Consider the following 20,357-nt stretch of genomic DNA (forward strand, 5'->3'; position numbering starts at 1 on the left):
CAGCAACTGGAGATACTCACATGAAAATATTTGACACAGAGGGTTTTCCGAACCCGGCCCGCGTGCGCATCGCGCTTGCGGAAAAAGGCGCAACGGACAAGGTCGACTTTATCGCGGTAGACGTCATGGGCGGCGAACACCGCACCGATGCGTTCAAAGCAATGAACCCGGATGCAACGGTTCCCTGCCTGGAATTGGCGGACGGCACCCACATTTCGCAGTGCAATGCGATCACGGAATACATCGATGGCCATTTTGAGGGCCCATCGCTGACAGGAACAACGCCAAAGCAGCGGGCGCAAATTTCGATGATGAACCTGCGTGCCGAAAATGGTCTTTTGAATGCCGTTGGAACTTATTTCCACCACGCTACGCCTGGTCTTGGGCCTGATCTGGAAACGGATCAATGCGCAGTGTGGGGCAACAGGCAAAAAGAAACCGCAACACAGACAATGACATATCTTGATGAAGTTCTGGCAGATAACGACTACCTTGCCGGAGCGGAATTTTCGGTTGCGGATATAACGGCTTTTGCGGGTCTCGCTTTTGCAGACTTTGCCAAAGTGGAGATCCCGGAAAGCCTGTCGCATCTGACGGCGTGGCGGGCAAAAGTGGCCTCTCGGCCTAGCATCGCCGGCTAAAAAGCCGTTCTACTTAGGTTGAAAAGGACAATATCATGGAACTGAATGCAGATTTTAAGACGCGGGTCGTGGTTCACTCTGAACAGCTTGAGTGGAACGCGTCACCCATGCCGGGTGTGGACCGGCGTATGCTGGACCGCATCGGCGGAGAGGTGGCACGGGCCACGACAATTGTGCGCTATGCACCTCAAAGCAAATTTTCCGAGCATACACACACAGGCGGTGAAGAATTCATTGTGCTGGACGGGGTATTCCAAGATGAGCATGGCGACTTTCCCGCGGGCACTTACGTGCGCAACCCACCGACGACCGCGCATACACCGGGATCGGCGCTGGGGTGTACGATATTTGTGAAATTGTGGCAGTTCGATATGAACGACCGAAACCAGTTTCGCAAAACCATGGCGGATGAATTGGCAGCACCTGTCGACGGTGTCGCCACAGCTGAACTGCACCGTGATGCGCGCGAAACCGTGACCTACAGCCAGTTGGACGCGGGGGCGAAGCTTGAAAGTTCGGACGCGGGCGGCATCGAGGTTCTGGTGATTGCAGGCTCCGTGTCCGAGGGTGGCGATACGCTGGGCAAGGGGGCTTGGCTACGTTTGCCAGAAGGGGCACCTTTGACAGCGACGGCCGGCTCTGATGGCGCGAAGCTCTGGATGAAAACTGGCCATCTGCCACATGCCAAACCGCCGGCTGTCTGATGGGAACGCATAAACCTTTGGTTCTTGTGGCCGGGGCAGGGGCTGGTCTTGGCCAGTCCCTGTTGGCGCGGTTTGAACAGGGCGGGTTTACGCCCGTGGGTCTGGGACGGTCACGCCCTGTCAGGCCTGTCGGTGATTTTCAAACATTGGATTTAACCGACGAGGCAGCTGTTCCCGCGGTGATCGCGGACCTCATCGCGAAATACGGACCGCCAAAAGTTGTTGTGCACAACACTGCGGAACTGGTCATCGCGCCTTTCGCGCAAACATCACTTGCGGACTATCGCCGCACATGGGCGTCGATGGTGCAGTCTGCCGTATTGGTCGCAGAGGCCACGGTGCAGCCGATGGTGGATGCAGGTGGTGGGACATTCATTGTGTCAGGGGCCACGGCGTCTTTGCGCGGGGGGGCGAAGTTTTCGGCGTTTGCCAGTGCCAAGTTTGCGTTGCGCGGCCTGACGCAGTCCCTTGCGCGTGAATTTCAGCCTGCAGGGGTACACGTCTGCCACGCCATTCTGGATGGGATCATCGACACAGCGCGATCGCGCGATTTGCACAGCCTTGATCCTGCCAAAATGATGAGACCCGAAGACATTGCCGAAGCCTATTGGCAGTTGGCCCATCAACCAAAGTCGACATGGACGCACGAGCTTGATCTGCGTCCGGCCTCCGAAGGGTTCTAACGTATGAAAACATTGATTGTGGGCGGGGGGCTGTCTGGTCTGGCACTTGCCCAAGCACTTGAGGCCCAAGGCGCTGATTATCTGGTGGTTGAGGCGCGGTCACGGTTCGGCGGCCGAATTCTGACGCACCGTGATGCAGGCGGGTACTTTGACATGGGTCCTGCGTGGTTCTGGCCCGGTCAGCCGCGTATTGCAGCCATGATCGCGCGATTTAATCTGCAAAAATTCGACCAGTTTGCCGATGGTGTGCTGACCTTTGAAAACGAACATGGTCAGGTCCAGCGCGGTCAGGGGCTTTCATCCATGGAAGGGTCGTGGCGGCTTGTCGGGGGATTGGGCGCGTTGACAGACGTGCTGGCCGACGGCCTTCCCGAAGGTCGCAAACGGCGAAATGCGGTGGTGACGCGGCTGGAACATCTGGAGGGCCACTGCATCGCCACGCTGTCCAACAATGAGACAATCCGCGCCGACCGCGTTGTGCTTGCGTTGCCGCCACGCGTTGCCGCGCAGATTGAATTTTTCCCTGCTTTGCCTGTTGCTACACTCCAAACCATGCAGGGTGTGGCCACGTGGATGGCGGGGCAGGCCAAGGCTGTTGCTGTTTACGACCGGCCATTCTGGCGCGATGACGGGTTATCGGGCGACGCCATGAGCCGCAAAGGACCTATGGTCGAAATCCACGACGCGTCGCCCGCAACGGGTGGACCTTATGCCTTGTTTGGATTTATCGGCGTTCCACCCAATGGCCGTGCAGATGAACACATATTACGTCAGCACTTAACGGCACAATTGGTCAGACTGTTCGGACCACAAGCAGCCGAGCCCCGCCAGCTTTACGTTAAAGACTGGGCGTTTGACCCGTTCACCGCGACCGAGGCAGACAAAGCCCCGCTTTATGCGCATCCCACATACGGGTTGGCCGAGGCTATGACAGATCTTTGGGACGGCAAATTGCACTTCGCCGGGACCGAAGTTGCCCCGGTTTTTGGCGGCTATATCGAAGGTGCTTTGGAAGCTGCGGAAAATGTTCTAAGTACGCTTAACTTTTAAAACCGGACTTAGAACATGGCCAAAGACACAAAAACCAATCTTTTGGATTCGGCAGAGCAGGCTGCGCGAACGCGTGGTTTTGACGGGTTTAGCTATGCGGATCTGGCGGCAGATGTCGGGATCACAAAGGCCAGTATCCATCACCATTTCTCAAACAAGGCGACATTGGCTGTGGCTTTGATGCAGCGATATTATTCGGATTTGGAAACGGCCTGCGCCGAGATTGATCAAGACCAGACAACCGGTGCGGCACGTCTTGAAGCGCTGGTTTTGCGGTATCGTGGTGCGCTTGATGACGGGCAAAGCCTGTGTCTTTGCGTGTCTTTTTCCACAAGCATCCAAAGCCTGTCTGCCGAAACGATAGCGGAAATGAACCGCTTTAGATCGATGATGATTGATTGGCTGGCCAAGACATTTGCGCAAGGCAAGGACGACGGAACCATAAAAGACGTTGCGGATCCAATGGCCGAAGCGGCCGCCACCCTTCCTTTGTTAGAAGGCGCACAACTTGCGGCCCGCGTGGCGCAAAATACCGAGCGCTTCGACACTGCAATGCATGTGTTGTCTACACGTTTATACACGTAGGTCGGAATACGTCTTTGTCCGCACATTGCCCCCCAAGGCGTTTAGACCTGCTTGAACGACAAAAGATCATCTTGCAGCCTTTTCACGAATATCTGTAGCAAGGTCTCTGCCATTTCCGCATCTTCCGTCACAGCAAGGCGGGTTAACGAACCTGTCAGATGCGCATTTAGAAAAAGAACAACCTTAAGGCGCTTATGGTCTTGCTGTGAAACAAAGGGCTTCATGTGTTCAAACATCATCGCCCCGTTTGTGCGGCTGTCCTCTTGGTCCAGAGCTTGAAGTTTTTTGTCGCCCTGCGTTGAACCCAGAATATCGCGCATCACGGGTTCGTCTTTCAAAAATTGATAGTAACCGCGCACCATCTGGTCAATGCGGCCGGATGCGTCATCAAGGCTTTGGATGCCCTCCATTTGCGCCTGCAATGCCGTGTGCATCTGCTGCATGATATCTGTGACCAGTGTGTATATGACCGCACTTTTATTGGGGAAAAACTGGTAAACGGTCCCGATAGGAACACCGGCGCGGTGTGCGAGGACGCTCATTTTCATCCCGTCGCTGCCAATTTCGGAAATGATATCGCGTGCCGCATCCAAGATCGCTTCGACCCGCGCTTTGCTGCGGGCTTGCACGGGGCGCTTGCGCACTTCGATAGGGGTATCCGACATGGCGGTTTTTCCAAACTTCACAAAATATGTTGATTTTTAAAATATGAGCATCTATCACATTAGTCAAATATGACACTTACTCACATTGAGGGGGATGAGATGACAAACGTGGTAAACAACAGAGCCTGTATTGTCGGTGCTGGGCCAGGGGGGCTGGCATTGGCGCGGGCTTTCAAAAACCTCGGTATCGCTTTCGATGTGTTCGAGCGGCACAGCGAAGTGGGCGGTGTTTGGGATCTCGAAAACCCCGGCACGCCGATGTACGATTCTGCGCATTTCATCTCGTCCAAGACGCATTCGTATTTTTCAGACTTTCCGATGCCGGATCACTACCCGGACTATCCGTCGAACCGTCAGATTTTTGACTATATGAAGAATTTTGCCAGACATTATAACCTGTACGATCACATCACTTTCAACACCGAAGTCACGCAGACCACGTTTGCAAACGAGATGTGGAATGTGACGCTGGCGCACGGCGAGACGCGGCAGTATCGCTGGATGGTTTGTGTCTCAGGCACGACATGGCACCCCAAAATGCCTGCATGGGCATCACAAACAGATGCGTTTGACGGCGAAGTGCGCCACGCCAACAGCTTCCGGCACATGGATGAATTCCGTGGCAAAAGGGTGCTGGTTGTCGGTGCGGGTAATTCCGGTTGTGACATTGCATGTGACGCGGCTGTGGCGGGCGATGCGGCCTTCATCAGTGTGCGGCGCGGCTACCATTTTGTACCCAAACATATCATGGGCAAGCCTGCGGATGTTTTTGGCGATGAAGGCCCGCATATGCCGATGTGGCTGGCACAACGTGTTTTTGGCGGTTTGTTGCGGTTTCTAAACGGGGACATTCGTCGGTTTGGCCTACCCAAGCCGGACCACAAGATTTTTGAAAGCCATCCAATCGTAAATTCACAAGTGCTGCATTATCTCGGCCATGGTGATCTGCTGGCCAAAGGGGATGTGGAACGGCTGGATGGCAAAGAAGTGGTGTTCAAAGATGGCAGTCGCGAAGCGGTCGATATCGTGCTGTGTGCGACCGGATATGAATGGAAAGTACCCTATGTGGACCCCGCCGCCTTTAGTTGGAAGGGCGACCGCCCTGACAACTATCTGCACATGTTCAGCCGCGCGAACAAACAGCTTTTCGGGCTTGGCTTTACCGAAACGAATGGTGGAATTTACAAGCTGTTTGACGGGATGGCAGACCTTATCGCGCGTAACATTCGCGCCCAGCGGGACACCCCATCAGAGTGGCAAAAGCTAAGTGCTCGTATTCAGGACCACACACCCGACCTGACGGGTGGTGTGAAATACGTCGAAAGCGACCGCCATGCGACTTATGCCAACATCGACGCCCTGAAGCGCGAATACAAAAGCCTGCGCAAGCACATGGGCTGGCAAGATCCGCAAGACGGATATTTCAACTCACCCGCAACCCGTGCCGCAGCTTCGGTTCTGGAGGCCGCAGAATGAAAACTGTTTTGATCACAGGGGCTGCCGGGGGCGTCGGTCTTGCGCTGGCCAAGTCTTTTGCCAGCCAAGGTCACGCGCTTGTGCTGACTGACCGCAACGCCGCTGCACTTGCCGCAACTGCTGCAAAAGTTGGCAGCAAAACAGAGCAAATCATCGCGGACTTGCGCGATGCATCCGATTTGCAACGCCTTGGTGCGCGCATTGAAAGCCCTGAAGCGCCGATTGATATTCTGGTCAATAATGCAGGTATCATCGTGCCGGGGCCGGTTGGAACGTTGGACGCTGATCTGATGCGTGCGCACATTGACGTCAACATGACCGCACCCATGCTGCTCAGTGCGGCCGCGGCCCGCGCGATGAAGCAGCGGCGTTCGGGTTATATCTTTTCCATCATGTCGATGGCGGCGATGGGCCCTATGAAAGACAGCGCAGCTTATTCAGCGTCAAAATTCGGGCTGCGTGGGTTCATGGCGTCATTGTCCCTGGAATTGCATCCTTATGGCGTTGGTGTCGGCGGTGTTTTTCCAAGTGCCATTGATACCCCGATGCTGGCGGCCGAAATGGCAAGCCCTGACGGTTCACCTTTGAATTTTGTCGGCAATGCCAAACCCATGCCCCCGCACGATGTCGCCGCCGCTGTGATGAAGGCGATGGAAAAAGGCAGACTGGAGACGTGTTTGCCTGCCAGCGACGGGTTCTTTGGCGGGGTGCTTATGTTGTTTCCCAGCCTGTTGCGCCCAGTGTTGTCATATCTTGAGAAAGGCGGGCAGAAGAAAAAGCAGGCATATTTGCAAGGGCTTCAAACCAAGTAATTGAATTTTTTGCTGAACGATGCCCCCTGTGCGCCGTTACCGACACAGGGGGAAGATTGCAGCGATCGGTGATGCATGACCCGTGCAGGTCGCCGGAAAAAAACTGCAAGAAGTGTTGGCTTGATAGGGCCTGTGACCCTAGCCAAACACCCCGTCTTCTACAGTCACAGTGTTGATGATGTTTCCGCTCGCGTCATAGGTGTAGGTCTTTGAATAGTAGTCTTTTGTTTCTGACCCGTCGATAAAGACCCGTGTTTGCAAGATGCCGCCCGTGGCGTAGGTTGAACTGGTAACGTCGCCGCTGTCTTTCACCTGATACACGGATGCAAGATCGCCCGCTTCATCGTAAATGCGTTCCAATGTGTCCCAGCTTTTGGTGTTTGCACCGTCGTCCATGAATATCCGACGCAAAGAGCCGTCCTCATAGTATTCGCGCGTTCTGTCAAAGCCGTTGTCAAAGACGAAATGGTCCCCGATAAATGTGCCTTCTGCGTTGAATGTCTTTTCACGCAAGTCCCAAGACCGGGTATTTGATCCATCCGAAAGCCCAACAGTACGGGCGCCGGATTCCGCATCGTATTGGGTAATTTTGGCATCGCCTGTGTCGTAGGTTATGGTTCTTTGCGTTGCACTACCGCCTTCGTATTCAGTGACAATGCTTTCCCAGACTTGCCCCAGCCCTTCGTCGGATTCGTCAAAATATGATACTTGATCCACGATGCCTGCGTTATCATATTGCGTGCGCACCAGACGGTCGTCGTTGAACAGGATAACGTCCGCTGCAAGGTCGCCTTCCGCGTTATATTCCTTGGCACGGGCTGCCACATTGGCGGATGGGTTTGTTGTATATGTTGCCTCGACTGTGCCGCCGTTGTCCAACGCCCGAAACAACGTCAATGGTGCTCCGCTGGCGTTCGTGACAATGGTCTGGAGGATGTATTCTTCTTCGTTTTCATAGTCATAGGTTGTGGTGGTGGTGGCCCCCGTCTGGAACAGCGTTGTTTCGCTATGCGCTTGCCCGTCTGTGCCATAGACGTAGGTGGTGTTGGCCAACCCGTTGATAAAATCCTCGCCCAAAGCGAATTCCGTAACCACCGAAGTGCCTTCAGTGGACGTCACCTGAAATAGCACTTCGAGGAATTCGTTGAGGTACTCTGTCACAGCGGGGTCGTTCGCATTTGGTCGCGACGACACATATGCGATGTCACCACTGCCCGTGATGTTGTGTATCAGCTCTGCCTCATAGGTTTCGCCTTGGGCGGACACGCTGTAGGTGATGGTGTCTTGCAATCCAAGATCGAGGTTGAAAAACGAATGTCCCTCAATCCATGCAAAGGGGGTGAACATATACGTTCCGTCACCAGAGATGTTGTAGGTCCCAAACGTGCTGCTCACGGATGTCGGACCTTCGCCCGCGATCACAACCCCATTGACGCTTAGGCTGTCATAGCCGTTGTCGAAGGTGTCATTTAAAAACACATTGCCCGCAGAGGTTTCGGTTTCTGTCACATCTACAATGTCATTGACTGCGGAATTGGGATTGGCGGGCATAAAGTGTTCCTCAAATTTGATGGAGTTACTTTTGGGATCAGAGGTGCGGCGTGTAAACCCTTTGTGCTCTGATATGCACAAAGTTCCCCTTTAGGTAGGCGCCAGTGCATAAAACAGTTGATACTTCGCCCCCGGGCCCGGGGTGGGCCACGTTTAAATCCACTTGGATATGGGCGGAAAGTGCGGCACATGGGGGATATGACAGATACCCAAACACCGTTTTCGTTTTCCTTGAATGCCACAGATGGCAAAGCCCGCACTGGCGTGATCCAAACCCCGCGTGGTGACATTCGGACACCGGCTTTCATGCCTGTGGGCACCGCGGCCACCGTAAAGGCGATGATGCCTGAAAGTGTCCGTGCCACGGGGGCGGACATATTGCTGGGCAATACCTACCATCTGATGCTGCGCCCCACGGCGGAACGCATCGCCAAACTGGGCGGATTACACAAGTTCATGAATTGGGACCGCCCGATCCTGACGGATTCAGGTGGCTTTCAGGTGATGTCACTGGCCGGCCTGCGCAAGTTGACCGAAAAAGGCGTCACATTCAAATCCCACATTGATGGGTCTAAACATGAAATCACGCCAGAGCGCTCGATGGAGATCCAAGAGCTGCTCGGCTCTGACATTGTGATGTGTTTCGACGAGTGCCCTGCCTTGCCTGCGGATCGCACACGCATTGCAGAAAGCATGGAATTGTCGATGCGCTGGGCCGCACGGTCCAAGGCAGCCTTTGGCGACCGGCCGGGGCATGCGCTGTTTGGCATTCAGCAAGGCGGTTTGGAACAAGATTTGCGCGGCCAAAGCGCCGAGGCCCTGCGCGAGATCGGCTTTGATGGGTATGCCGTGGGCGGTCTGGCTGTGGGCGAGGGGCAAGAGGCGATGTTTGGCTGTCTTGACTATGCGCCGGATCAACTGCCCGTGGACAAGCCGCGCTATCTGATGGGGGTGGGCAAGCCCGATGACATCGTGGGTGCCGTGGCACGGGGCATTGATATGATGGATTGCGTGTTGCCGTCGCGCTCGGGGCGCACGGGGCAGGCGTTTACGCGCAAGGGCGTGGTGAACATCAAAAACGCCCGCCACGCCGACGATCCGCGCCCCTTGGACGAGGGCTGCGCGTGTCCTGCCTGTTCCAATTATTCACGCGCCTATCTGCACCATGTGTTCCGGTCCCATGAAATGATTTCGGGGATGCTGCTGACATGGCACAATCTGCGGTATTTTCAGGATATCATGGACGGTATGCGCGGCGCGATTGCGGCAGGCACGTTTGAGGCGTGGCAGAAAGATTTCCACGACGGCCGCGCACAGGGGGATATTGATCCGCTTTAAGAGGGGACCGCTGGTATGGCTGAGTTACATGATGCGAGTAAGTCTGCGGGGCATTTGATCGAGGTGCGCGAGGATGGATCGGCGTTGCGCAATGACGGGGTAGAGCTGTCGCCTGCGGGGCAGAACCCTTGGTATGTGCTGGCGACGGTGTATGGGGAGCCGAGGAACCCGTTGGATGCTGATGTGATCGCTAAAAATCGGCGCATCTGGAATGGCTGGGCGTGCGCAGGGAAAAGCCCTGAAGAGCGCGCCGCATTGGCCAAGAAGGTTGATCTGCCTGTTGAGGAATTGGCGGATCTGACCGAAGTGGAAAGACAAGCGATTGAGGATGCCTTTGCCGCGCGTTTGGGTGGGGCTATCCCTGTACCTGACAATAATCAGTATATTGACATGTCTGAAATCCATTTCTCCAATACAGTTGTATTGGAGAAATGGATTTTTAACGCGGCTGCCTCTTTCCATTCCGCGTCGTTCAGCGGGTTTGCCTATTTCGGTTCCGCGTCGTTCGGCGTGGCTGCCGAATTCTCAGACCAGATGTTTGATGGCCAAACTGTCTTCACAGGTACAAAATTCCTAGGCGCCGTCCCCAAATTCTACCAACGTGACTTTCACCAAGACACGGAATTCACTACTGACCCCGACCTTTGGCCCACCATCACCGCCGAAAACGCCAATGAAAGCAAACGCGCCTATACGCGTCTGCGTAAGGTCATGAATGAGCTGCAAAACCCCGACGACGAACATTTCTTCTTTCGCCAAGAGATGGAGTGCAAACGTCATCTGGAAAACTGGTGGAACCGCTGGCCTATCCATCTGTTCAAGTGGTTTTCCGGATATGGCCACAGCATCACGCGCCCTGTGGCGTGGTTGGCGGGGTCCGTTGTCGTGGGGGGATCGGTGATCGGGTCTTACTTGCGCACAAATGGCACCACAGGCAATGCGTCGATCTGGGAAGGGGTGGGCGTGTCTTTTGCCAATACGTTTCCGTTTCTTGGCTTTGGTCGCAATATGCACCCTAATTTCTTTGAAAAAGCCCCTGCTTGGCTTGATGCCTTCTCTGGTGCGCAATCCATCTTCGGGGTGATATTGCTGTTCTTTGTCGGCCTTGCCTTACGCAACCGCTTTCGCATCAAATAGGCACTAACGCCTGCGCACCCGCTCTATCAGCTTCACGGCCCAAGGGCGCAGTTTGATCTTCATCTCGTAGCGGCTTGTGGCGGTCGGGGGCTTGGGGCGGGCGATGGCGTGGGCTTGGGGGGTGTCTGTCTCGCCCATGATCTGTGCGCCCACATCCAAAGTGGCGTGAAGGCGGGACAGCGGGATATGGTCCAGCGCGGTCCAGTCCTCGGCCTCTAGCGCTGCATGGGCGGCGTCCAGATCAGGGTTGTAGCCCCGCGCGGTTGCAAAATCCGCAGAGCTTTCGGCGTAACGTGTCAACAGCGCTTGGCGTCGGGCAGGAGGCAGCAGGCTTTGGTCGCGTGTGCCGCTGTCATTGGGGGTTGCAAAGAACGCCCCCATCAAACGGGCACGCTTTTTGGCGCTGGGCTGCACCATGTTGATCATTTGCATCAAAGCCACGTCCTCGCGGTGCGCAGAGGCATAACGGGGGGCCGAGACGCCCTCTAGATCGGTGGGCAGGCCGCCCAACGCGCAAAACCCTGACCACAACGCATCCTCTGCGCGCAACGCGTCAAAGTCTGCCAACAGCACGGGCTGTCCGGTGATGTCTTCGAAGGGGCGGAACATAGCGTCCAGATTCGTCAGGTGGTCGGTGTGATCTACAAGCACCTCTTCGATGGACCGTGCGCCTGATGGATGCGCAGATGTGACCCATTCACGGTAGAACGCTTCGACGTATGTATCAGGGCGGCGCACAAAGGCGATCACATCCACAGACGCATAATCGCCAAGGCGGGCCATCAATGCGGCGATCATCTCTTCGCGGTTGGCTTGTGTGGGAAACCCCATGTTCTCAGCCGAGACTAATACCGTACGGGCCGGCGACAGCGCGATTTCTTGATGCAGCGCAGTCCACACAGCGTCGTCATCCGTACGCAAGGCCCGCAGCAGGCCTTGATGGCCGGACATGGCACCTGGACGACCGTCGATGCCCTTGTCGCCATCAAACCCGGTCTGCGGCACCAAAACACCTTTGCGCAGCAATGCAGTGCGGTGGTGATTCAGGTGGTGTTGCACAAAGGTGGTGCCGGTTTTGTGAAGCCCGATGTGTAAGACAAGCCGTTTGGCTTTGTGGGATACGGCCTTGGGGCTCTGCGCTTTGGGGGCACGGGCCTGCATGATGTCGTGGGCTTGCGTAAACTGGCCTTCGCGCCACAGCTTGTGCAGTTCAAAAAAGTCCGCGCGGGTGATCTTGCCCTTTTTGGTGCGCATCCCGACACGCGACGTGGCCGCCACCATAGGGTCGGAAAAGATTTGATGCCCGAAACTGGCGTCCCCCAAAAGTGTTTGGATGCGTTGCCCCATATCGTCATATGCGGGGTCTTTGGCGGCAAGACAGGGGAGAATATCCATGTCCCAGATCAGCCGCGACACGCAATTGAACAGCTCGCGTTTTTCGTAGCGTTGGGGCAGGCTGTGCGCTTTGGTCTCGGCCTTGATGTGATTTAGGCATTTTTCCAGCAATTGCACTTGCAACAGATGGGTGTCGGGGGTCGTGACCGTGCTGGAAATGGAATTGGCCCGCTGGCGCCAGACCCGAACCGGAGCGCCGAAAAACGCAACCTTTTGTGCTTGGGTAATGGTGTTCAGAACGAACAGGCGGTCTTCGAACTTGCGCTGGGCCACATCGAACCACAGGTCGTTTTTGGCAAGAAAATCCGCGCGGTACAGGCTTGACCAGCTGGAAACGATAAATTGGGCTTCATCCGCAGCCATGCGGCCCGACACCACACGTTGGCGCATATGCAGCTTTTCATCACGCATCAACGGCACGCCGTGGGCCGATCCCGTGCGCCCCATATAGCACCCTGCGTGCGTGATATCGGCTTCTGTTTCGCGTGCGTAGGTTGCGTGTCGGTTCAGACCACCCACAGTGTAATAGTCGTCGGCGTCCAAAAAGCCGATCAAGTCGCCGTTAGCGGCGTCTATTCCGGTGTTGCGTGCCGCAGACAGGCCTTTATTTTCGATATGGTGGATGATCCGCGCATCAAACCCATCGGTCAGGTCGGAAAGATCTTCGGGGCTGAAGTTTTCGGGGTTATCATTAACGACGATCAACTCAAGCTGTGCGATGCCTTGGTTGCGTATGGACCGTAAAGCAGTGCGCAAAAACGGGGTTTCATCGTAAAAAGTGACAATAATGGACAAAAGGCCTGACGTCGGCGCACCAGAAAGCATCGACAACGGCCCCCGTCAGAGGCTGGATTGATCGTTATCATCGTCGCCGTCTAAAGTCACGGCAAAGAGTGCAGCAATTAAGGCAGCCAAGATGGCAGCAGTAGGCATTTCGACACCTCCCCAGGTAAGTCACAATCAGTTTACCTCAGGTGAACGGGCACTGAAACCGATTCTGCGAATTTGTTTAAAATAAGGCGCAAATGTGGTGATTTTCTAATCAATCCCTTTTCAGGGTTCTGATTGTTTCACGAATTGACGTTAATCATTTGCTGGATAGGCTTGGAAACGCCACAGGGCAGGGCAAAATGCGTCTTTTCATTGCTGCATGGGTTTGTCCCTGCGCAGGCCGCACCCGATGTTTTGGAAGGGGCATAAATCTACTGACATTTTTCGACATGCCATTGCACCTGCAGGCCACTCAGGTCATTCTTACCCTTGAAACAGGCAGGCCTGTGCAACACATACACAGGTCTAAGATGGACGTTGCCAATTCGTTGCCTCCAAGAGGGACGTGAGCCGCGTTGCCAAATAAAGGAAAGAGCATGCAAGAGCCCCTTAACGCTTCCTACCCCGTGCTTCCGTTGCGCGATATTGTTGTGTTTCCACACATGATCGTGCCGCTGTTTGTCGGGCGCGACAAATCTGTTCGCGCACTGGAAGAAGTCATGTCTGACGACAAGCAGATTTTACTGTCCAGCCAGATTGACCCGTCCGAAGACGATCCCGAAGCCGGCGGCATCTACAAAGCCGGTGTTCTGGCGAACGTCTTGCAGCTGTTGAAATTGCCCGACGGCACCGTGAAGGTGTTGGTCGAAGGCCAGGCGCGTGTGCGCATCACCGAGTATCTCGAAAACGACAGTTTTTTTGAAGCGCGGGCAGAGTATTTGACCGAAATGCCTGGAGATGTCGCAACAACAGAGGCGCTTTTGCGCACCGTTGGCGATGAATTCGAACGCTACGCCAAAGTCAAAAAGAACATCCCCGAAGAGGCGTTGACCGCGGTGGGTGAAACCCAAGAGCCTGCCAAACTGGCGGATCTTGTTGCCGGTCACCTCGGCATTGAAGTCGAACAAAAGCAAGATCTGCTTGAAACTCTCAGCGTGTCCGAGCGCCTTGAGAAGGTGTACGGTCTAATGCAGGGCGAGATGTCCGTGCTTCAGGTCGAAAAGAAGATCAAAACACGCGTCAAAACCCAGATGGAAAAGACGCAACGCGAATATTATCTGAATGAGCAAATGAAAGCCATTCAGACAGAGCTTGGCGATGGCGAAGAAGGCAAAAACGAAATTGTCGAGCTTGAAGAAAAAATTGAAGCGACAAAGCTAAGCAAAGAAGCCCGTGAAAAGGTGGATGCTGAGCTGAAAAAGCTCAAAAACATGTCCCCCATGAGCGCGGAAGCGACAGTTGTGCGCAATTACATGGACTGGATTCTGGGCGTGCCATGGGGCGTAAAATCGCGGGTCAAAAAAGACCTGAACCGCGCACAGAAAATTCTGGATGATGATCACTACGGTCTAGAGAAAGTCAAAGAACGTATTGTCGAATATCTTGCTGTACAGCAACGGTCCGCTAAATTGCGTGGCCCGATCCTATGTCTGGTCGGCCCCCCCGGTGTTGGTAAGACATCGCTTGGTAAATCTGTGGCCAAAGCGACTGGGCGTGAATTTATTCGCATCTCGTTGGGTGGCGTGCGCGACGAAAGCGAAATTCGCGGTCACCGCAGGACTTATATCGGGTCCATGCCCGGCAAGATCATTCAGGCTCTGAAAAAGGCGAAAACCACCAACCCGCTCATTTTGTTGGATGAAATCGACAAGATGGGGCAGGACTTCCGTGGTGATCCGGCATCTGCAATGCTTGAAGTTCTTGATCCGGAACAAAACTCGACTTTTGTCGACCATTATCTGGAGGTCGAGTATGACCTGTCCAACGTGATGTTCCTGACCACATCTAACAGCTACAACATGCCGGGGCCGTTGCTGGACCGTATGGAAATCATTCCGTTGGCGGGTTACACCGAAGACGAAAAACGTGAGATTGCAAAACAGCATTTGATCGCAAAACAGGTCAAAAATCACGGCTTGAAAAAAGGCGAATTTGAGCTGACGGACGATGGTCTAAATTCGATCATCCGCTATTACACGCGTGAAGCAGGTGTTCGGAACCTTGAACGTGAAATTGGCAAAACGGCTCGTAAGTCATTGACAAAGATTGTCAAAAAGGAAGCGGAGTCGGTGTCTGTAACAGACGAGAACCTTGAAGATTTTCTTGGCGTGCGTAAACACCGATTTGGTCTGGCGGAAAAAGATGACCAAGTTGGCGTTGTGACGGGATTGGCATGGACGTCTGTGGGCGGCGATTTGCTGCACATTGAGGCGCTGAAGCTCCCTGGCAAGGGACGCATGAAAACAACAGGCAAGCTGGGCGATGTGATGAAGGAATCCATCGATGCGGCATCGTCTTACGTACGGTCCATCAGCCCGCGTATCGGTGTGAAACCAACTGTATTCGACAAGATCGATATTCACGTTCACGTACCAGATGGGGCGACCCCCAAAGACGGGCCATCGGCTGGTTTGGCTATGGTGACGTCGATCGTTTCGGTTCTGACAGGAATTCCGGTGCGCAAAGACATTGCGATGACAGGTGAAGTGTCCCTTCGCGGAAACGCGATGCCAATTGGTGGTTTGAAGGAAAAACTGCTGGCAGCTTTGCGTGGCGGGATCAAAACCGTTCTAATTCCGGAAGAAAACGAAAAGGATATGGCCGACATTCCTGACAACGTAAAAGAGGGTCTTAAGATCATTCCTGTGTCCCATGTTTCCGAAGTTTTGAAACATGCGTTGGTGGCGACGCCGGAAGAGATCGAGTGGGATCAGGAAGCGGAAGATGCGGCAGCTGCAGCAGCCGCTGCGACGGCGTCAAGCGGAACCGCTGGCGCGACCGCGCATTGATCACAGACGTTCGTTAGCATTTTTCGGGCGGTCCAGTTTTCTGGGCTGCCCGTTTTTTATAAGCGTTTTTTTATAAGAACGGGCAGCACTAACCTTGCCACATAGGACTTGGTTTGTGCACTTAAGCCATACAGTAACAAAGCTCTGACAACTGGTGCTGTGGTGAAAACAGCCCGAAATATGATAAATTGACTTCAAACGCTAGATATTCACGCCCCAATTGCATAGACTGTCCCCGAAATGGCAACAAAAACAAAAGCGTGTTGATTGACGATCCGCACAAGAAAGGCCCACATGACGAGCACAGCAAAAGCGTCTGTTAAAAAAACAACCTCCGCAAAACCGGCGGCCAAAAAAACGACAAAAGCTGCTTCCACCAAGACCGCATCTGCGTCTGCAAAGACCAAGTCCGCGACGCCTGCAAAGACTTCCGTTGACAAGACTGCGGCGGTTACGGCTTCTGCACCAACGGCCGCACCTGTCGTCGTCGAATCTTTACAAACTGTTGTAAGCGGCCCGGCTATGCGCAAACGTGAACTGATTGATTTGGTGGTCGAAAAATCCGGCATCAAAAAGAAAGACGCCAAACCCGTTATCGAAGCGATGTTGGCCGTATTGGGTGAGGCTGTCAGTGATGGCCGCGAACTGAATTTGCAGCCCTTTGGCAAAGTGAAAGTACGTCGCGCCAAGGAAATGCCCAACGCGCGTGTGATGGTGACTAAAATTCGTCAATCCATCAATACAGTGCCAGAAGCTGCAGAGTAGCAAACAAGTTCAGGCGCGATCTTTTTTCGCGCCGCTCACACTCTTGCACGGGTGTATTCTTTTGACTAAACGCGAACCGACCGGAACGGTCGGGTGATTAGCTCAGTGGTAGAGCGCTTCGTTCACATCGAAGATGTCAGGAGTTCAAATCTCTTATCACCCACCATTTTTCCCTTTTGGATTCTGCCATGAACTTCCCTGAACTATATGTCCTGCGCCACGGTGAAACCGAATGGAATGCGCAAAACCGGATGCAGGGAACGCTGAATTCCCCTTTGACCGAATTGGGTATTGAACAAGCACACCGACAGGGACAGATATTTCAAGGCATTGATCTGGAAGGGTTTTCTATATTGAGCAGTCCACAAGGCCGTGCTTTTCAAACAGCGGCTTTGGCCTTGGCTGGACGGGTCGATCATATTCATACTGACAAGCGGCTTATGGAAATCGGTGTCGGGGAATGGGCTGGACGCATCCGGTCGGAACTGGCGCCACCCGACCAATATGAAGACACGCCCGATGGCGCACTGGAGCTTTACGAACTTGCGCCAGGCGGTGAGGGATTCGCTGCATTGGAACAGCGTTGCAAAGCCTTGCTTGCGGATTTGTCGGGGCCAACTGTGATGGTCACACACGGCATAACATCGCGTGTTTTGCGGGCGACAGTTTTGGGATTGGGCCTTACTGGCATGGCGCAAATGCCTGGTGGACAAGGTGTTGTCTATCATTTGAAAGACGGTGTGCAAAAACGTTTATCTTGAGGCTTGCGTCTGCCAAAATCTTTGGCTAAACACCGCCTTATCGGGTCGTTAGCTCAGTTGGTAGAGCGCTTCGTTTACACCGAAGATGTCGGGAGTTCGAGCCTCTCACGACCCACCATTTACCCACATGAAAATGCACCTAAACGCGCCTGATTTGGGCGATTTTGGTTGCGTTGTTCGTTGAGCCGCACAACTGGCCACTTGAATTCATCCGCTAACGTCCTTTGATGCGGACCTTAAATGCACGTTTTGCGCCTTTTGGCGGTGCCGGGAAAGGTGCCGCGCGGCGAACAAGTGCAACCGCGTCTCTGTCTAGCTGCGGTGATCCAGAGCTTTGTGCAATCGTTGCGCGGTTTACCGCGCCAGAAGCGGCAATTGAAAATGAAACAATCGCAGTCCCCTTTGTTGCGGCACGCGGGCGCTTTTGTCGTGCGAGCCGTCGCATCACAAGACCGGGATAATTTGAAACAGCTGCATTTGCGGCTTTGGTGTTTGCTTTTGCCTGACGGGATGCCGCAACGGCGGCCTTCGCTTTGACCTGTCCTTGCGTGACGCCGGCACGGGTCTGTCTATCTGCGTTGCCGCGTTGAGGCTTCGGTGTGTCTTGAGCTGATTGTGTTGGTTTCTTTTGAGGCGCGTGGGCCTGTGCAACGTCCAAAGACTTTGGCCGCACGGCTGGTCGGCGTGACACCCGTGGTGTTGTCTCTGTGATCTGTGCCAAAGCTTGTTGGATCGGTTGTTCATGGGCAGGCGGGGTTTGCGCTGTCACGGTAACTGGCACTGAGACCGCTTCAGGGCTCACAGCAATTGTTTCGACCTGCTGGACCGGTTTCAGAACGCTTGCTTGTGGTAAGACCATGGCCGCAACCGACGACTGAACGCTTTCTGTGGCCGTCGTTTGGGGTGTTTCCAGTGCATTGGTCGACGTGGCTGGTGTGTCTCTTGATTGAACCGTGCGGGAAATTTCTTGGGTGTGGGTTTGGGGCGCTTGCGCGGTCATAATCCCAACGGCCATGTCCTGAAAACTGTTGCCAAGCTGTGCGACACTGGTTGCAGCACCGCCTGCAAGCGCGGGCTGCGTTGTAGATGAATTTATGCTGAGAACCGATGCATGGGCGACTGCGGACGCAAAAAGCAAAGCCGCGGCGACGATCTTGGAACGACGGATCATTGTTGTGCTTTCTCAGACAGGATCACGACGCGTTTCGCGCCTGCCGTGCGCAGCTGGCGCGCGATCGTGATCATACGTAACGCAGGTGTATTTTGATCCGGCATGATCCGTGCCGTTCCCGTCGCGCTTTGCGTGGCTGCAAGAAAACCAATGACATCTGTTGGCTGTCCAAGATGCATCAAGCGCCCATCTTCCATGATGACAAGCGCGTTGCCAAGTTCGGCCCCTTCAAGGTCTTGCGTTTTTACCAGCGTCACGTCCGGATTGATCGGGGAGGAAAGCGTGCCCACGACCATGAAGAAAATCAGCATCAAAAAGACGATGTTGATCAAGGCGATTGTGGGTTCGCGTTCTTTTCGGATGCTTGGACGGCGTATCATGAGGCCCCCATGACACTGACCGGAAGGTTCGGAATACGGCGCACCGACACCAAGATATCAGTCAATTGTTGCGCCGACACGCCGTCATCAACATTCACCAGCAACACGATCGGGTTGGCCAAGTGCAATGCTTTGATGGCCACATTCAAATCCGACGGCACAATGGTGCGCCCGTTCAAGGACAGAGCGGTTGCGTTGACCCGCAAAAAGGCCAAATTCGTGTCTGTGTTCCGGTTTGCGCTGCCACTGGCTGCTTGCAACTCGACCTCTGAGAAACGTGAAAACGTCGAGGACAGCATAAAGAACAGCAACAGCAAAAAGATCACGTCGATCAGCGACGTCATCGACAGCTTGCGTCGCCGCCTTTTGGCTTTAAGCGGCACGGTTCAGCGGCCTGTGGGTGTTGGGTGTGTGGATCGTATTAAGTGCCTGATCGGCAAAAACACGTTCTGCGGTCATTCGCGCCTCGAACCAAGACAAAACGACAGAAGTGGGCATGGCGACGGCCAATCCCACTGCTGTTGTTAGCAAAGCCACCCAGATCCCTCCCGCCAGCAGCGATGGGTCAACCGACGATCCTGCGTCCTGAAGGGCTTGGAAAGCTTCGATCATGCCAAGCACGGTGCCAAACAGACCCAGCAATGGGGCCAGTTGGGCCACTGTATCCAGAAAACGAAACCCACGCTCCAGCTTCAAAAAACGCGCTTCGGCTTCTGCCTCCATCCGGGCCGAGACGTCATGGGTGTCAGGCGCGTTCATGGCTTGTGCGACTATGGGCGCCAGATAGCTTTTTGAGAGGTGCAACGCGGTGGCTGCATCTTGGTGCTTGCCTGCGTCCCAATGTTCAAGGGCTTTGCGAATGGCGTTGTGCTGCCCTACGCGGGCCATTCGAAACTGCCACAGCTTGTAAAACACGACCGCAAAGGTCAGCACCGAAACACCGACAAGGACGGCGACCACCGGCCCGCCCAATTCGTAGATGCCAATAATGCGATCAAGATCAAACATGTCTTATCCTTTAAGCTCGATATCGATACGGCTTGATGTGCCCAAACCCGATCCACAAATCTCGTTCTGATCACCAGCCACGGTGCAGGTGTTTGCGCCATTGATCAAAACCATGCCGATGCGGCTGCACGATGTATCACTGACCTGAAACTGCCGCACACGGGGGACGCCGGTGGGCAACGCGCCGAAATCGAACAGGGTCAACATCAGCACGCTTCCCTTTTCGGAAAACAAAACGGTCTCGTAGATCGCCTTATCGACAGGCGTGTCTGTTTGATTTGTGACGACAAAAGTGACGCGGCAGGCTTCGCCCACGAGATCGGCGGCGTTCAATTCCATCAAAATGCCTTTGGTGGTACCCGCAGATCCCGCAGCCCCCCAAAGGGCTGCAAGACCTGTTAAGACACAAAAAATGTGGCGCATTGGCTGCATGTTGTTTCCTTTCAAAAGAAGCGT

20 protein-coding genes and 2 tRNA genes are annotated in these 20,357 nt (G+C 54.5%); 14 read left to right on the forward strand and 8 right to left on the reverse strand.

Annotation, left to right across the window (positions count from 1 at the left end; genetic code table 11):
* Window positions 1-20 precede the first annotated feature (20 nt).
* From ASD8599_RS08825 to ASD8599_RS08845, 5 genes are read left to right on the forward strand one after another with little or no spacing between them, the layout of a single operon-like run.
* Window positions 21-641: a glutathione S-transferase family protein gene (locus ASD8599_RS08825; protein ID WP_108828191.1), complete on the forward strand. Its 621-nt coding sequence runs from the start codon at window positions 21-23 to the stop codon at window positions 639-641.
* A gap of 35 nt (window positions 642-676) precedes the next feature.
* Window positions 677-1,345 (forward strand): cupin domain-containing protein, encoded by a 669-nt coding sequence (locus ASD8599_RS08830; RefSeq protein ID WP_108828192.1) that lies wholly within the window; start codon window positions 677-679, stop codon window positions 1,343-1,345.
* Window positions 1,345-2,028: an SDR family NAD(P)-dependent oxidoreductase gene (locus tag ASD8599_RS08835; RefSeq protein ID WP_108828193.1), complete on the forward strand. Its 684-nt coding sequence runs from the start codon at window positions 1,345-1,347 to the stop codon at window positions 2,026-2,028. The genes ASD8599_RS08830 and ASD8599_RS08835 overlap by 1 nt, the downstream gene beginning before the upstream one ends.
* A gap of 3 nt (window positions 2,029-2,031) precedes the next feature.
* A complete protein-coding gene (locus ASD8599_RS08840) occupies window positions 2,032-3,078 on the forward strand; it encodes a flavin monoamine oxidase family protein (RefSeq protein WP_108828194.1) in 1,047 nt (348 codons plus the stop codon).
* Between the two features lie 15 nt (window positions 3,079-3,093).
* A complete protein-coding gene (locus ASD8599_RS08845) occupies window positions 3,094-3,663 on the forward strand; it encodes a TetR/AcrR family transcriptional regulator (RefSeq protein ID WP_108828195.1) in 570 nt (189 codons plus the stop codon).
* A gap of 41 nt (window positions 3,664-3,704) precedes the next feature.
* On the opposite strand, the gene ASD8599_RS08850 is transcribed toward ASD8599_RS08845, so the two are convergent.
* Window positions 3,705-4,328, reverse strand: coding sequence for a TetR/AcrR family transcriptional regulator (locus tag ASD8599_RS08850; RefSeq protein WP_108828196.1), 624 nt, complete (start codon window positions 4,326-4,328; stop codon window positions 3,705-3,707).
* A gap of 99 nt (window positions 4,329-4,427) precedes the next feature.
* On the opposite strand from ASD8599_RS08850, the gene ASD8599_RS08855 reads away from it, so the two are divergent.
* Complete coding sequence (locus tag ASD8599_RS08855) at window positions 4,428-5,804, forward strand: flavin-containing monooxygenase (RefSeq protein ID WP_108828197.1); 1,377 nt, start codon at window positions 4,428-4,430, stop codon at window positions 5,802-5,804.
* The gene (locus tag ASD8599_RS08860) at window positions 5,801-6,616 is read left to right on the forward strand and encodes an SDR family NAD(P)-dependent oxidoreductase (RefSeq protein ID WP_108828198.1); all 816 of its coding nucleotides are present in this window, start codon (window positions 5,801-5,803) and stop codon (window positions 6,614-6,616) included. The genes ASD8599_RS08855 and ASD8599_RS08860 overlap by 4 nt, the downstream gene beginning before the upstream one ends.
* 138 nt (window positions 6,617-6,754) lie before the next feature.
* Here ASD8599_RS08860 and ASD8599_RS08865 read toward each other — a convergent pair whose 3' ends face one another.
* Window positions 6,755-8,167 carry a hypothetical protein gene (locus tag ASD8599_RS08865; RefSeq protein ID WP_108828199.1) on the reverse strand — a complete coding sequence of 471 codons (1,413 nt, stop codon included), beginning with the start codon at window positions 8,165-8,167 and terminating at the stop codon, window positions 6,755-6,757.
* Window positions 8,168-8,365: 198 nt separating this feature from the next.
* On the opposite strand from ASD8599_RS08865, the gene tgt reads away from it, so the two are divergent.
* A complete protein-coding gene (gene tgt / locus ASD8599_RS08870; protein WP_108830084.1) occupies window positions 8,366-9,505 on the forward strand; it encodes a tRNA guanosine(34) transglycosylase Tgt in 1,140 nt (379 codons plus the stop codon).
* Between the two features lie 15 nt (window positions 9,506-9,520).
* A complete protein-coding gene (locus ASD8599_RS08875; RefSeq protein ID WP_108828200.1) occupies window positions 9,521-10,642 on the forward strand; it encodes a hypothetical protein in 1,122 nt (373 codons plus the stop codon).
* 3 nt (window positions 10,643-10,645) lie between these two features.
* Here ASD8599_RS08875 and ASD8599_RS08880 read toward each other — a convergent pair whose 3' ends face one another.
* The gene (locus ASD8599_RS08880) at window positions 10,646-12,862 is read right to left on the reverse strand and encodes a glycosyltransferase family 2 protein (protein WP_108828201.1); all 2,217 of its coding nucleotides are present in this window, start codon (window positions 12,860-12,862) and stop codon (window positions 10,646-10,648) included.
* Between the two features lie 542 nt (window positions 12,863-13,404).
* On the opposite strand from ASD8599_RS08880, the gene lon reads away from it, so the two are divergent.
* The 5 genes from lon to ASD8599_RS08905 all read left to right on the forward strand — a co-directional run bounded on the left by lon (window position 13,405) and on the right by ASD8599_RS08905 (window position 17,460).
* Window positions 13,405-15,816: an endopeptidase La gene (gene lon / locus ASD8599_RS08885; protein WP_108828202.1), complete on the forward strand. Its 2,412-nt coding sequence runs from the start codon at window positions 13,405-13,407 to the stop codon at window positions 15,814-15,816.
* A gap of 522 nt (window positions 15,817-16,338) precedes the next feature.
* Window positions 16,339-16,581, forward strand: coding sequence for an HU family DNA-binding protein (locus tag ASD8599_RS20415; RefSeq protein WP_245925982.1), 243 nt, complete (start codon window positions 16,339-16,341; stop codon window positions 16,579-16,581).
* Window positions 16,582-16,672: 91 nt separating this feature from the next.
* Window positions 16,673-16,747: transfer RNA gene (locus tag ASD8599_RS08895), tRNA-Val, on the forward strand.
* Window positions 16,748-16,769: 22 nt separating this feature from the next.
* Window positions 16,770-17,342, forward strand: a complete 573-nt coding sequence (locus ASD8599_RS08900; RefSeq protein WP_108828204.1) for a histidine phosphatase family protein — start codon at window positions 16,770-16,772, stop codon at window positions 17,340-17,342.
* A gap of 42 nt (window positions 17,343-17,384) precedes the next feature.
* Window positions 17,385-17,460 (forward strand) — tRNA-Val (locus tag ASD8599_RS08905).
* Between the two features lie 96 nt (window positions 17,461-17,556).
* Here ASD8599_RS08905 and ASD8599_RS08910 read toward each other — a convergent pair.
* From ASD8599_RS08910 to ASD8599_RS08930, 5 genes are read right to left on the reverse strand one after another with little or no spacing between them, the layout of a single operon-like run.
* Window positions 17,557-18,513, reverse strand: coding sequence for an energy transducer TonB family protein (locus ASD8599_RS08910; protein ID WP_108828205.1), 957 nt, complete (start codon window positions 18,511-18,513; stop codon window positions 17,557-17,559).
* Window positions 18,510-18,893: an ExbD/TolR family protein gene (locus ASD8599_RS08915; RefSeq protein WP_108828206.1), complete on the reverse strand. Its 384-nt coding sequence runs from the start codon at window positions 18,891-18,893 to the stop codon at window positions 18,510-18,512. Before ASD8599_RS08915 ends, ASD8599_RS08910 begins: the two co-directional genes overlap by 4 nt.
* Window positions 18,890-19,276, reverse strand: coding sequence for an ExbD/TolR family protein (locus ASD8599_RS08920; RefSeq protein ID WP_281261554.1), 387 nt, complete (start codon window positions 19,274-19,276; stop codon window positions 18,890-18,892). Before ASD8599_RS08920 ends, ASD8599_RS08915 begins: the two co-directional genes overlap by 4 nt.
* The gene (locus tag ASD8599_RS08925) at window positions 19,266-19,901 is read right to left on the reverse strand and encodes a MotA/TolQ/ExbB proton channel family protein (RefSeq protein WP_108828208.1); all 636 of its coding nucleotides are present in this window, start codon (window positions 19,899-19,901) and stop codon (window positions 19,266-19,268) included. Before ASD8599_RS08925 ends, ASD8599_RS08920 begins: the two co-directional genes overlap by 11 nt.
* Before the next feature lie 3 nt (window positions 19,902-19,904).
* The gene (locus tag ASD8599_RS08930) at window positions 19,905-20,333 is read right to left on the reverse strand and encodes a hypothetical protein (protein ID WP_108828209.1); all 429 of its coding nucleotides are present in this window, start codon (window positions 20,331-20,333) and stop codon (window positions 19,905-19,907) included.
* Window positions 20,334-20,357 lie beyond the last annotated feature (24 nt).

The organism is Ascidiaceihabitans donghaensis (assembly GCF_900302465.1).
In the GTDB taxonomy this organism is placed as follows: Bacteria; Pseudomonadota; Alphaproteobacteria; order Rhodobacterales; family Rhodobacteraceae; genus Ascidiaceihabitans; species Ascidiaceihabitans donghaensis.